Source organism: Streptomyces sp. NBC_00539 (genome assembly GCF_036346105.1).
GTDB lineage: Bacteria > Actinomycetota > Actinomycetes > Streptomycetales > Streptomycetaceae > Streptomyces.
On sequence record NZ_CP107811.1, the window covers coordinates 4,719,505 to 4,732,419 of the forward strand.

Consider the following 12,915-nt stretch of genomic DNA (forward strand, 5'->3'; position numbering starts at 1 on the left):
CACGCCTGACACACACTCACGGATGTGGCTAACATCACGCCCACCCGGCGATGGTGCCGTGGGGTCCGCATACGGAGGTGCGACGTGCTGCCAGTTCGGGGTGGGGACGGCCGGAAACTGACCGTATGGGGCATCCGTACCACCTGGAGCACCGTGGCCGACGGGGAGTTCTTCTGCCCCGGCTGCGGCGGTGACCGCAACTACCGCAGGCGCACCGGCCGACGCCGCTTCGCGGTCCTCGGCGTGCCGCTGCTGCCGCGCGGATCCGCCGGGCCGGTGGTCGAGTGCCAGGCCTGCAAGGAGCGCTTCGGCACCGACGTGCTGGACCACCTGACCACCACCCGCTTCTCGGCGATGCTGCGCGACGCCGTGCACACCGTGACGCTGGCCGTCCTCGCCGCCGGCGGGACCACCTCGCGCAGCGCCCTGGAGGCGGCCGTGGCGGCCGTACGGGGCGCCGGGTTCCAGGACTGCACGCAGGAGCAGCTGGAGGCCGTGGTGGACGCCCTGGCGACCGACGAGGGGCGGCTGGGGCTGTACGACGGCCCGGAGTGCTGCGGGGCCGCGCTCTCGATAGAGCTCCACGAGGCGCTGGAACCCCTCGCGCCGCACCTGGCCGGACCGGGTCGGGCGTCGCTCCTGCTCCAGGGCGCCCGGATCGCCCTCGCCGACGGGCCGTACATCCCGGCCGAGCGGGAGGTGCTGGCCACCGTGGGCGCGGCGCTGCGGATGGGAGCGGACGAGGTCGCCCGGCTGCTGTCGGCGGTCCGCGCCCCGTAGCGGTCCGCCGCACGACGGCCCGCGACGTCGGTCCCGCGCGACGTCGGTCCCGCGCGACGACGGTCCGCCGCACGACGGCCCCGCGCCGGTCCCCGCGCAGGGGACAATGGGCCCATGAGTCTGTTCCGCGACGACGGCATCGTGCTGCGCACCCAGAAGCTGGGTGAGGCGGACCGCATCATCACGCTCCTCACCCGGGGCCACGGCCGGGTGCGGGCCGTCGCCCGCGGGGTACGGCGCACGAAGTCCAAGTTCGGCGCCCGGCTGGAACCTTTCTCCCACGCCGACGTGCAGTTCTTCGCGCGCGGCAGCGACCTCGTCGGCCGCAGCCTGCCCCTGTGCACCCAGACCGAGATCATCGCCCCGTACGGCAACGGCATCGTCACCGACTACGCCCGCTACACCGCCGGCACCGCGATGCTGGAGACCGCCGAACGCTTCACCGAGAACGAGGGCGAACCGGCCGTCCAGCAGTACCTGCTGCTCGTCGGCGCCCTGCGCACGCTCTCGCGCGGTGAACACGAGCCGCACCTCATCCTGGACGCCTTCCTGCTGCGCTCGCTGGCCGTCAACGGCTACGCGCCGAGCTTCGAGGACTGCGCGAAGTGCGGCATCCACGGCCCCAACCGGCACTTCTCCGTCGCCGCGGGCGGGGTCATATGCGGCGACTGCCGGGTGCCGGGCAGCGTCGTACCCTCGTCGGAGGCCATCGCCCTGCTCAGCGCGCTGCTGACGGGCGACTGGGGTCACGCGGACGCCTGCGAGGCGCGTCACGTGCGGGAGGGCAGCGGGCTGGTCTCGGCCTATTTGCACTGGCATCTGGAGCGCGGGCTACGCTCCCTGCGATACGTCGAGAAATAGGAGCTGGGCACATGGCACGACGCGGGATTCTGGGACGCTCTCGCCGGGAGTACAAGGTTCCCGAGCCGCACCCGTCCGGTGAGCGCCCGCCGAAGATCCCCGGCGAGCTCGTCCCGAACCACGTCGCGGTCGTCATGGACGGCAACGGCCGCTGGGCCAAGGAGCGCGGGCTGCCGCGCACCGAGGGCCACAAGGTGGGCGAGGGCGTCGTGCTCGACGTGCTCAAGGGCTGCCTGGAGATGGGCGTCAAGAACCTGTCCCTGTACGCCTTCTCGACGGAGAACTGGAAGCGCTCGCCCGACGAGGTCCGCTTCCTGATGAACTTCAACCGGGACGTCATCCGGCGCCGCCGGGACGAGATGAACGAGCTGGGCATCCGCATCCGCTGGGTCGGCCGGATGCCGAAGATGTGGAAGTCGGTCGTCCAGGAGCTCCAGATCGCGCAGGAGCAGACCGTCGGCAACGACGCGATGACCCTGTACTTCTGCGTCAACTACGGCGGCCGCGCCGAGATCGCGGACGCGGCGCAGGCGATCGCCCGGGACGTGGCCGCCGGCAAGCTGGACCCGTCGAAGGTCAACGAGAAGACCTTCGCGAAGTACATCTACTACCCGGACATGCCGGACGTGGACCTGTTCCTGCGGCCGAGCGGCGAGCAGCGCACGTCCAACTACCTGATCTGGCAGAGCGCGTACGCCGAGATGGTCTTCCAGGACGTCCTGTGGCCGGACTTCGACCGCCGCGACCTGTGGCGCGCCTGCCTGGAGTACGCCCAGCGCGACCGCCGCTTCGGCGGCGCGGTCCCCAACCAGCCGGAGCCGGGCGCGTCCCGCTGACCCCGTCCGAGGCTTCCGGGCGGGGGGACGGCCCCTGCCCGGACCGCCCTCAGGAAGCGCCGGCGGCGCAGTCCGCGCAGGTCCCGAAGATCTCCACCGTGTGGGCGACGTTCACGTAGCCGTGCTCGGCCGCGATCGCCTCCGCCCACTTCTCCACCGCCGGGCCCTCGACCTCGACGGCCTTGCCGCACTTGCGGCACACGAGGTGGTGGTGGTGTTCGCCGGTGGAGCAGCGCCGGTAGACGGATTCGCCGTCGCTGGTGCGCAGCACGTCCACCTCGCCGGCGTCGGCGAGGGACTGGAGGGTGCGGTAGACCGTGGTCAGGCCCACGGAGTCGCCGCGGTGCTTGAGCATGTCGTGCAGCTCCTGGGCACTGCGGAACTCGTCCACCTCGTCCAGCGCCGCGGCCACGGCGGCGCGCTGCCGGGTGGATCGTCCTCGTACTGGCGCGGTCTCGCCAGGCGCAGTCGCCACCGGTTCCTCCTCGTATCGGCCTCGCCCCATTGTGCCAGGCTGCCGACGGGTCAAACCTTTACGTCGTCGCGTGTGCAGACCTCTTCGGCCACCCGGGCCGCCTTGGCCCGGCGCCGCGCCAGCGGGGTGGACAGGGCCGTCATGACCATGAAGACACCGATGGCGAGCAGCACGATCGTGGCGCCCGAGGGCACGTCGATGTAGTACGTGGCCGCCGTCCCGGTCAGGGACACCGTCAGGCTGATCGCGATGGCCAGGCCCAGCGTGGCCGCGAAACCGCGCGTCAGGCGCTGCGCGGCGGCGACCGGGATCACCATCATTGCGCTGACCAGCAGCAGGCCGACGATGCGCATGGCGACGGTCACGGTGATCGCGGCGGTGACCGCGATCAGCAGGTTCAGCGCGCGCACCGGCAGGCCGGTGACGCGGGCGAACTCCTCGTCCTGGCAGACGGCGAAGAGCTGCCGGCGCAGGCCGATGGTCACCGCGATGACGAACGCGGCCAGGATCACGACGGCGGTCACGTCCTGGGTCGAGACGGTGGTGATCGACCCGAACATGGCGCTGAGCAGGTTGGTGGTGGAGCCGCCGGGAGCCATGTTGATGATCATGACGCCGCCTGCGAGGCCGCCGTAGAAGAGCATCGCGAGCGCGACGTCGCCGCTGGTCCTGCCGCGGGAGCGGATCATCTCCATGACGACGGCACCGAGGACGGCGACGAGCGTCGCCATCCACACCGGGCTGGTGTTGAGCAGGAAGCCGAGGGCGACACCGGTCATGGCGACGTGGCCGAGGCCGTCCCCCATGACGGCCTGGCGGCGCTGGACGAGGTAGGTGCCGATCGCGGGGGCGGTGATGCCGACCAGGGCGGCGGCGATCAGGGCCCGCACCATGAAGGGGTAGTGGAGGAGGTCCATCAGCTCAGCAGTCCCGTCCGCAGGGGCTCGGCGTCGTGCGCCGCGTGGGGGTGTACGTGGTCGTGGCCGGGCAGGGCGTGCTGGCCGACGGCCTGCGGGGGCGGGCCGTCGTGCACGACGCAGCCGTCGCGCAGGACGACGGCCCGGTCGATCAGCGGCTCCAGGGGGCCCAGCTCGTGCAGGACGAGCAGGACGGTCGTACCGGCGGCCACCTGGCGCCGTACGGCCTTGGCCAGGACCTCCTGGTTGGCCAGGTCGACGCCGGCCATGGGTTCGTCCATGATCAGGAGTTCGGGCTCGACGGCGAGCGCCCGGGCGATGAGCACGCGCTGGTGCTGCCCGCCGGAGAGGGCGTTGACGGAGGCGTCGGCGTGCGCGTTCATGTCCACGAGGTCCAGCGCGCGCTCGACGGCGATCCGGTCGGTCTTGCGCAGGACGCCGAAGCGGGAGCGGGCCAGCCGGCCGGCGGAGACGACCTCCCGGACGGTGGCGGGGACGCCGCTGGCGGCGGTGGTGCGCTGGGGGACGTAGCCGATCCGCGACCACTGCCGGAAGCGCTTGAAGTCGGTGCCGAAGAGGGACAGCGTGCCGTCGCTCAGCGGGACCTGGCCGACCACGGCGCGGACGGCGGTGGACTTGCCCGAGCCGTTGGCGCCGAGGAGCGCGACGACCTCGCCGCGGCGGACGGTGAGGTCGACCCCGCGCAGCACGGGGCGCGAGCCGAGCGAGGCGGTGGCCCCGCGCAGGGATATGACGGGCTGCTCGGCCGCCGATGCGGCCGTACCGGATTCCATGGCCATGGCTCGCGCCTCCGTTGCTGCTGCTGTCATCACTTGGTGCCGAGCGCCTTCTGCAGGTTCTTGAGGTTGGACCGCATGACCTCGAAGTAGTCGGCGCCCTGGGACTTGTCGGTGATCCCCTCGAGGGGATCGAGGACGTCGGTCTTGAGGCCCGTGTCGGCGGCGAGGGTCTTGGCGGTCTTGTCGCTGGCCAGCGTCTCGAAGAACACGGTGGACACATTGTCCTTCTTCGCGACGGCCTGGAGGTCCTTCATCCGGGCCGGGCTGGGCTCGGACTCGGGGTCGACGCCGGAGATGCCCTCCTGGTCCAGGCCGTAGCGCTCGGCGAGGTAGCCGAAGGCGGCGTGGGTGGTGATGAAGGTCTTGGAGGCGGTGCCGCCCAGGCCGTTCTTGTACTCGGTGTCCAGGGCGGTCAGCCTGGCCAGCAGGTCGTCGGTGTTCTTCTTGTACTCGGCCGCGTGGGCGGGATCGGCCTTCTCCAGGGCGGCGCCGACACCCTTGGCGATCTCCGCGTACTTGTGGGGGTCGAGCCAGACGTGGGGGTCCGCGCCGGCCTCGCCGTGCGCGTGACCCTCCTCTTCGCCCTCGGTCGCGTGGTCGTGGTGGCCGGAGGCGGCGTGCTGCTCCAGCTTGGTGAGGGTGGCGGCGTCGACGGTGTTCTTCACGCCGGCCTGGGCCACCGCCTTGTCGACGGCGGGCTGGAGGTTCTTGAGGTAGAGCACGACATCGGACTCGGTGAGCCGGGCGGTCTGCTTGGGGGTGATCTCCAGGTCGTGCGGTTCGACGCCCGGCTTGGTCAGGCTGGTGACCTGCACGTGGTCCTTGCCGATCTGTTCGGCGAGGTACTGCAGCGGGTAGAACGACGCCATCACGTCGAGCCTGCCGTCCTCGGCGGCTCCGGAGGCACCGGCGCCGGAACAGGCGGTGAGGGCCGTCGCGGCGAGGGCCACGGCTCCGGCGAGGGCGGCCGTGGGTATGAGGCGTCGTACGTTCATGACATCCATTTTCATCAAAGATGGAAACGGTTGTCAAAAACCCTGGTGGGGCAGCCCGGGCAGGGCCGTTGAAGGGGTCCCGATTTGATAGCGGGGGTGCGGGCGCCGGTAACCTAAAGGCTTCGCCGTTCGTCCTCGTAATGAAGAGAGCACCGTGGCCGCCGACAAGATCGAAACCATCGTCAGCCTGAGCAAGCGCCGTGGCTTCGTTTTCCCGTGCAGTGAGATCTACGGCGGCTCCAGGGCTGCCTGGGACTACGGTCCGCTCGGCGTCGAGCTCAAGGAAAACATCAAGCGCCAGTGGTGGAAGGCCATGGTCACCGGCCGCGAGGACATCGTCGGACTCGACTCCTCCGTGATCCTGGCCCCCGAGGTGTGGCAGGCCTCCGGCCACGTCGCCACCTTCTCCGACCCGCTCACCGAGTGCACCTCCTGCCACAAGCGGCACCGCGCGGACCACCTGGAAGAGGCGTACGAGGCCAAGCACGGCCGTCCGCCGGCCAACGGTCTCGCCGACATCAACTGCCCCAACTGTGGTGTGAAGGGCCAGTTCACCGAGCCGAAGCAGTTCTCCGGCATGCTGGAGACCCACCTCGGCCCGACCCAGGACACCGGCTCCAAGGCGTACCTGCGCCCCGAGACGGCCCAGGGCATCTTCACCAACTTCGCCCAGGTGCAGACCACCTCGCGCAAGAAGCCCCCCTTCGGCATCGCGCAGATGGGCAAGTCCTTCCGCAACGAGATCACGCCCGGCAACTTCATCTTCCGCACCCGCGAGTTCGAGCAGATGGAGATGGAGTTCTTCGTCAAGCCGGGCGAGGACGAGCAGTGGCAGGAGTACTGGATGGCCGAGCGGTGGAACTGGTACCGCGACCTCGGCATCCGCGAGGAGAACATCCGCTGGTACGAGCACCCGAAGGAGAAGCTGTCCCACTACTCGAAGCGCACCGCCGACATCGAGTACCGCTTCAACTTCGGTGGCAACGAGTTCTCCGAGCTGGAGGGCGTGGCCAACCGCACGGACTTCGACCTCAAGGCCCACTCCGCCGCCTCCGGCCAGGACCTGTCGTACTTCGACCAGGAGGCCGGCGAGCGTTACACCCCGTACGTCATCGAGCCGGCGGCCGGTGTCAACCGCGCCATGCTCGCCTTCATGCTCGACGCGTACAACGAGGACGAGGCCCCCAACGCCAAGGGCGTCATGGAGAAGCGCACCGTCATGCGCCTCGACCCGCGCCTGGCGCCGATCAAGGTCGCCGTCCTGCCGCTGTCCCGCAACCCGCAGCTGTCGCCGAAGGCCAAGGGTCTCGCCGCCGACCTGCGCAAGAACTGGAACATCGAGTTCGACGACGCGGGCGCCATCGGCCGCCGCTACCGCCGCCAGGACGAGATCGGCACGCCGTTCTGCGTGACCGTCGACTTCGACACCCTGGACGACAACGCGGTGACCGTGCGCGAGCGCGACACCATGAAGCAGGAGCGCGTCTCCCTGGACCAGATCCAGAGCTACCTCGGCAGCCGCCTGCTCGGCTGCTAGGCCCGTCGGTCCCGCTTCCCGCGGGAACGGGCGGTGGCCCGGTGCGCACTGCGCACCGGGCCACCGCCGTTTTTCCGTCCTGCCGCCTGCCTGTCAGGCGGCCGCTGCCTGCGCGGCGGCCGCCGCCGCGGCGCGGCGTTCGCCCTCGGCCTGGGAACGCTTGCCGTAACGCGCGGTCCAGACGGCCAGCAGGCCGAGCACCGTGTAGATCATGATCGGGCTGACGGTGACCATCGTGCCGGTGTCGAGCACGTACGTCAGTGCCACCCGCACCGCGGCCTCGACCAGGTACGCCACACCCCAGACCGTGGTCATGACGGTCAGCGTCCGGCGGAATCCCTCGTACTGCCACAGGCCGTTCCACCAGCCGGTGCTCTCGGGAGTGCCGTCGGTGGCGAACTTGCGGCCGAAGTAGAACATCAGCGGGCGCGGGGCGAGCAGGGTGGCCAGGCACAGCAGCCCGAACAGCCCGGTGACGCACGAGTCCTTGATCAGCAGCGCGCGGGCCGAGTGCGCGCCGATCAGCGAGACCACGGCCGTGATGACGAGGAACACCAGCGTGACGATGGCGAACTCGTCGAGCTTGCGGCGCCAGGCCAGGCTGATCGCGCTGTCGAGCACCGGCCAGGCGCTGCTGATCAGCAGCGCGCCGAACTCGCTCCAGCCGTGATCGTGGAGCTGGTTGTACGTGATGACCGGTGCGACCACGTTGAGACCGATGGTCACGATCCAGCCGACCGCGGCCGCCCCGCCCGACCGCGCGGGTGGCGCCGGGCGGCCGACCTGTGGCTGCGTTGTGGACATGCTTCCCCCTGAGACGTACCTGATGGAGTGTTCGGGGGGAACCTAGGCCAGGTATGCGGGCCCGCGACAGGGCCCCCCGGCTCAAATGATCACCAAGTGAACGCGGAATGAGCCAGTCCGGCGCAGACGGCCAGCCCGGCGCAGCGGACGGGGCAGGTGTGCGGGGCAGGGCTGTTGGTCAGGCCCGCAGGCCGCGGACGATCAGCGAGGTGACCGCCTCGAACTCCGCGATGATCGTGGGCGAGCGCCAGTCGGCCGCGTACTGCGGATCATGGAAGCGTCCGGTGGCGTCGAACACCGCGCGGGCGGCAGCCGGTACGTCCTGCGCGGCCAGTGTCCCGTCCGCGACGCCCTGGGCGATGATCCGGGTCAACTGTCCGATGAGTTCGCTCAGATGGTGATCCACCACCCCGCTGCTCTCGGCCAGCAGCACCGTGTACGTAGCGAACAGTTCCGGGTCGTCGCCCGCCTTGTGCCGCTTGGCTTCGAAGAGCGCCTCCAGCCAGGTCTCCAGCTTGGAGGGGGCCGACTCGGCCGGCGCCGAGGCGATCTCCTCCAGCTGTACGACGCTCTTGGCGAGCCAGCGGTCCGTGACGGCTTCGCGCAGCGCCGCCTTCGACGGGAAGTGCCGGTACACGCTGCCGTGACTGACACCCAGCGCGCGCGCCACGTCCACCACGGTCGCCTTGGTCGGGCCGAAGCGGCGCAGCACTTCCTCGGTGGTCTCGAGGATGCGCTCGGGGGTCAGGGGTTCGGCAGCAGCGGAGGGCATGAGTACGACCGTACCGCCAGGTCAGCGCTCGCTGTCCAGATGGGCCATCTGCGCCGCCGGGTAACGCTCGCCGGCTGCGGCCCCCGCGGGTATCGCCGCCTCGATGGCGGCCACATCGGCGGGGCTCAGCTCCATCCCCAGGGCACCCAGTGCCTCCTCCAGCCGGTCCCGGCGCCGGGCGCCCACCAGCGGCACGATGTCGACCTGGTGCCGCCGGCCCTGAGCGAGCACCCACGCTATGGCGGTCTGGGCGACGCTCACTGCCTTCTCCTGTGCCACCTTGCCAAGGGCGTCCACCAGATCGAGGTTCCGGTGGAGGTTCTCGCCTTGGAAGCGCGGGCTCATCCCGCGGAAGTCGTCGGCGGACAGCTGCCGGTCGCGGCCGAAGTGGCCGCTGATCAGGCCGCGGGCCAGTACCCCGTACGCGGTGATGCCTATGCCGAGCTCGCGCGCGGTCGGCAGGATCTCGGCTTCGATCCCGCGCGACATCAGCGAGTACTCGATCTGGAGGTCCGCGATCGGAGCCACGGCGGCGGCTCGGCGCAGGGTGTCCGCGCCGACCTCTGAGAGCCCGATGTGCCGCACGTGCCCCGCCTGGACCGCCTCGGCGATCGCGCCGACCGTCTCCTCGATCGGCACGGCCGGGTCCAGGCGGGAGATGCGGTAGATGTCGACGTGGTCCCGGCCGAGGCGCTGGAGCGAGTAGGCGAGGAAGTTCTTCACGGCCTCGGGCCGGCCGTCGATCCCGGTGAATCCGCCGTCTACCGTCCGCAGGGCGCCGAACTTCACGCTGGTCAGCGCCCGCTCCCGCAGCGCGACGGGCGCGCTGCGCAGGGCTTCGTTGATCAACAGCTCGTTGTGCCCCATGCCGTAGAAGTCGCCGGTGTCGAGCAGGGCGTCCATGCCGTCGGGGACGGCGTCGAGGTAGGCGTGGATGGTCGCGATCGACTCGGACCGGTCGCTCTCTCCGTACAGCGCGGACATGCCCATGCAGCCGAGCCCGATCGGAAAGACGGCGGGGCCGGTGGCGCCGAGGGTCGTGGTGGTGGTGGTGGTCGGTCGGATGGTCTCGTTCGTCGTCATGCAACGAGAATGACATGACGGGTGACAGATTTCAATATCTGTCACCCGTCAGCGTGGTGGTACCGGCTCGGGCGCCTGCGTGGGGCGTAGGGGAGTGCGCGCAGGCCTGGCGCCACGGCGCGTGATCGAGGGACGGTGACGGCACCGCTCGCCCGCCCGCCGCGCCGCGGAGGAACCCCGGAGGGTCGCGGGCTGCGGGGTCGGGCGGGCTCGGCCACCGGTCCGGGCGCGGCCGCCGCGCGGGCGGCAGGTGCCCGGCCGCCGAAGGCCCACGTTCCTGGCGGCGGAGGCCGCTGCGGGTGCCCGGTCACTCCCTACGACCTCGCCCGAGCGGCCGGGGTTGGTCAGCAGCCTCCTCGGGCGGGAGGGTGAGGGGCCACCGCGCCGGCCCGGCGGTCCGGTCCGCACCGTTCACCCGGCGAGCAGGATGCGCCGGACGCCGTCCGCGCCGCCCCGCACGCCCCGACTGCGACTGCACGGAATGCGGCGGCTGTGGACAAGGAGGACGCCCGGAGACTCGGGGCCTGTCAGCAGAGCCTCACGCTGCCGGCAGAGCAGCGCTGCCGGGCTGCCGCCGGGAGCGCTCCGCTATCCGCTACCGGCGCTGCACCTCAGCGTTGTTGGGCTCATATGCGGTGGCCCCCGACTGACGTCGCAGGCCGTCCTGCGCTCTGCCGGGGCTTCGGCGGCACCGGACGCGGCGGCCGTTGCGGAATTCGAGCCCGCCGTCAAAGCCATGCCTGGTCCAATGCGGCACTCGTCCTCGGCAGCAGCTGGGAGAGGTGCCGAGTACCCGCTGCGGGGCTTCGGCCCGGCCGGACGGTGTCCGGAGGGCCGGTGCCCGGCTGCTCGACCTGTCGTCAGAGTCCGCGAGCTCTGTGTGGTCCGATGCGGCACCCCGTCCCGAGATGCCGCTGGGAGGTTCTCCTGGGGCGGCAGTGCCCAGTACTGGCTGCAGGTCCGGACATTGCCCGGGGGGGTGTCTGGGGGCTCGGCCCCTCGTCAGAGCCCGCGTAGTCGACGTGGCCCGGTGCGGCACGCGTTCCCGGCTGTTCCCGCGTTGGCGTCGGGTCCCCGCTGCCGGGCTTCGGCCGGGCCGGACAGTGTTCGGGAGGACGGCCCTCGGCTCTGGGGGGCTCGGCCACCGCTCAAAGCCCGCGCGCCCGGAGTGGTCTGCGTGGCGCGCCCCCTCCCCGGCTGCCACTGCGAGGTGCCGGGTACCTGCTGCCGGGCTTCGGCCGGGCCGGACAGTGTCCGGGGGCGGGTCTCTGGCGGCTCGGCCCCTCGTCAGGGCCCGAGCGCCAGGCCTGGTCCGACGGCGCCCGTCCCGAGCTGCCGCTGGCACGGTCCCCCGCGTGCGGCGTCGGATCCCCGCTGCCGGGCTTAGGCGTGTGCCGGAAGCCGGAAGCCGGAAGCCGGAAGCCGGAAGCCGGAAGCCGGAAGCCGGAAGCCGGAAGCCGGAAGCCGAAAGCCGGAAGCCGGGCCCACGGACCGGCAGGCAGGCCGGGCTCGGCACCGTCGGCGACGAGCCGTCCGGGAGGGACAGGCGGTCCGGCTCGCGCCGTCGTGCTCGGCGGCGCGGCCTGGTCGTCGTGGTGGTGCCGGCGAACGGTTGCGGCGCTACTTCGGTGTCAGGGCCGCGTTCAGGGCGCCGGCCGTGCGGGTGGCCGTCTGCCGGGCCCAGCGGCCCGTCGTGGCGATGCCCGTCGCCAGGACCAGGACAGCGCACACCGTGATGATCCACCAGGCCGGCCGCGCCGCGGCGACGAAGCCGCCGCCCTGGGACAGCCCGGCCGCGAGCACCGCGCCGATCACCGCCACGCCCAGCGTCCCCCCGGTCTGCCGGCTGGTCGACGCCACCGCCGCCGCCACCCCCGCCTGGGCCCGCGGCATCCCGGACACCGCCGTGTTGGTGATCGGCGCGTTGACCATCCCGAAGCCCAGCCCGAACAGCACGTACGCGGCGAACATCAGCGGGTCCGACCCCTCCGCCTCGAACGCCGCGAACAGCAGCCCGCTGCCACCCATCGCCACCCCCGCGATCACCAGGGGCAGCCGCGGCCCCACCGCGCCGACCAGCCGTCCCGAAAGCGGCGCGCAAAGGAAGGCCAGCGCCGCCATCGGCAGCATGTACAGCCCGGCGTGCAGTGCGTCCAGCCCCCGTACCTCCTGGAGGTAGAGGGTGTTCAGGAACAGGAACCCCGACAGCGCGGCGAAGGCGCTCACCGCGATCACCGTCGCCCCGCTGAACGGCGCGCTGCGGAAGAACCGCGGGTCGATCAGCGGCTCCGCCCGCCGCGGCTCGTACACCAGCAGCCCCACCAGGGCCGCCACCGCGAGCGCCGCGCAGCCCAGCACGGTCGGTGAACTCCAGCCGGCCGACGGGGCCTCGATGATCCCGTACGTCACCGACCCCAGCAGCGCCACGACCAGCAGCTGCCCGACCGGGTCCGGGCGGCGCGGGTGCTCGGCCCGCGACTCGGGGATGTAGCGCAGGGTCAGGGCCAGGGCGGCCAGCCCGACGGGGAGGTTGACCCAGAAGATGGACCGCCAGCCGACGGAGTCCACCAGCAGGCCGCCGATCAGCGGCCCGGCGGCCATCGAGATGCCGACGACCCCGCCCCAGACGCCGATGGCCCGGGCGCGCTCCTTGGGATCCGTGAACGTGTTGGTGATGATCGACATGGCCACCGGGTTGAGCATCGAGCCGCCCACGGCCTGGATCATCCGGAACGCGATCAGCCACTCCAGGCTCGGCGCCAGCGAACACAGCACGGAGCCCGCCGTGAAGACGACGAGGCCGGTGCTGAACACCTTCCGCCGCCCGATCCGGTCGCCGGTGGACCCCGCCAGCATCAGCAGCGAGGCCAGGACCAGCGTGTAGGCGTCGATCGTCCACTGCATACCGGCCACCGAGGCGTTGAACTCCCGCCGCATGGAGGGGAGCGCGACGTTCAGAACGGTGGTGTCCAGGCTCACGATCAGCAGGCTCATGCAGCAGATCGCCAGCACGAGGCTGCGTCGCCTGGGGCTCAGGGTTCGCATGACTCAGATA

General features: G+C 71.4%; 12 protein-coding genes. 4 read left to right on the forward strand and 8 right to left on the reverse strand.

The window, feature by feature from the left end; translation table 11 throughout:
* Window positions 1–84 precede the first annotated feature (84 nt).
* From OG861_RS21155 to OG861_RS21165, 3 genes are all read left to right on the forward strand, one after another.
* Window positions 85–780 (forward strand): TerB family tellurite resistance protein, encoded by a 696-nt coding sequence (locus tag OG861_RS21155; RefSeq protein WP_329195084.1) that lies wholly within the window; start codon window positions 85–87, stop codon window positions 778–780.
* Between the two features lie 114 nt (window positions 781–894).
* A complete protein-coding gene (gene recO / locus OG861_RS21160; RefSeq protein ID WP_329195083.1) occupies window positions 895–1,641 on the forward strand; it encodes a DNA repair protein RecO in 747 nt (248 codons plus the stop codon).
* A gap of 11 nt (window positions 1,642–1,652) precedes the next feature.
* Window positions 1,653–2,477: an isoprenyl transferase gene (locus OG861_RS21165; protein WP_329195081.1), complete on the forward strand. Its 825-nt coding sequence runs from the start codon at window positions 1,653–1,655 to the stop codon at window positions 2,475–2,477.
* Window positions 2,478–2,526: 49 nt separating this feature from the next.
* On the opposite strand, the gene OG861_RS21170 is transcribed toward OG861_RS21165, so the two are convergent.
* Genes OG861_RS21170 through OG861_RS21185 form a run of 4 tightly spaced genes read right to left on the reverse strand, consistent with a single transcriptional unit; the run spans window position 2,527 to window position 5,664 of the window.
* The gene (locus OG861_RS21170; RefSeq protein ID WP_329195079.1) at window positions 2,527–2,982 is read right to left on the reverse strand and encodes a Fur family transcriptional regulator; all 456 of its coding nucleotides are present in this window, start codon (window positions 2,980–2,982) and stop codon (window positions 2,527–2,529) included.
* 20 nt (window positions 2,983–3,002) lie between these two features.
* Window positions 3,003–3,869 (reverse strand): metal ABC transporter permease, encoded by an 867-nt coding sequence (locus tag OG861_RS21175; RefSeq protein ID WP_329195077.1) that lies wholly within the window; start codon window positions 3,867–3,869, stop codon window positions 3,003–3,005.
* On the reverse strand, window positions 3,869–4,663 hold the full coding sequence (locus OG861_RS21180; protein ID WP_329202166.1) for a metal ABC transporter ATP-binding protein: 795 nt from the start codon (window positions 4,661–4,663) through the stop codon (window positions 3,869–3,871). The genes OG861_RS21175 and OG861_RS21180 overlap by 1 nt, the downstream gene beginning before the upstream one ends.
* Before the next feature lie 35 nt (window positions 4,664–4,698).
* Complete coding sequence (locus OG861_RS21185; protein WP_329195075.1) at window positions 4,699–5,664, reverse strand: metal ABC transporter substrate-binding protein; 966 nt, start codon at window positions 5,662–5,664, stop codon at window positions 4,699–4,701.
* Window positions 5,665–5,818: 154 nt separating this feature from the next.
* Here OG861_RS21185 and OG861_RS21190 point away from each other — a divergent pair, with 154 nt between their 5' ends.
* Complete coding sequence (locus tag OG861_RS21190; RefSeq protein ID WP_190182402.1) at window positions 5,819–7,201, forward strand: glycine--tRNA ligase; 1,383 nt, start codon at window positions 5,819–5,821, stop codon at window positions 7,199–7,201.
* 93 nt (window positions 7,202–7,294) lie between these two features.
* Here the strand turns inward: OG861_RS21190 and OG861_RS21195 are convergent, their stop codons facing one another.
* From OG861_RS21195 to OG861_RS21210, 4 genes are all read right to left on the reverse strand, one after another.
* Window positions 7,295–8,005 (reverse strand): VC0807 family protein, encoded by a 711-nt coding sequence (locus tag OG861_RS21195; RefSeq protein ID WP_329195070.1) that lies wholly within the window; start codon window positions 8,003–8,005, stop codon window positions 7,295–7,297.
* A gap of 178 nt (window positions 8,006–8,183) precedes the next feature.
* A complete protein-coding gene (locus OG861_RS21200; RefSeq protein WP_329195068.1) occupies window positions 8,184–8,777 on the reverse strand; it encodes a TetR family transcriptional regulator in 594 nt (197 codons plus the stop codon).
* A gap of 21 nt (window positions 8,778–8,798) precedes the next feature.
* On the reverse strand, window positions 8,799–9,860 hold the full coding sequence (locus OG861_RS21205) for an aldo/keto reductase (RefSeq protein ID WP_329195066.1): 1,062 nt from the start codon (window positions 9,858–9,860) through the stop codon (window positions 8,799–8,801).
* Between the two features lie 1,620 nt (window positions 9,861–11,480).
* A complete protein-coding gene (locus OG861_RS21210; RefSeq protein WP_329195065.1) occupies window positions 11,481–12,905 on the reverse strand; it encodes an MFS transporter in 1,425 nt (474 codons plus the stop codon).
* Between the last annotated feature and the right edge of the window lie 10 nt (window positions 12,906–12,915).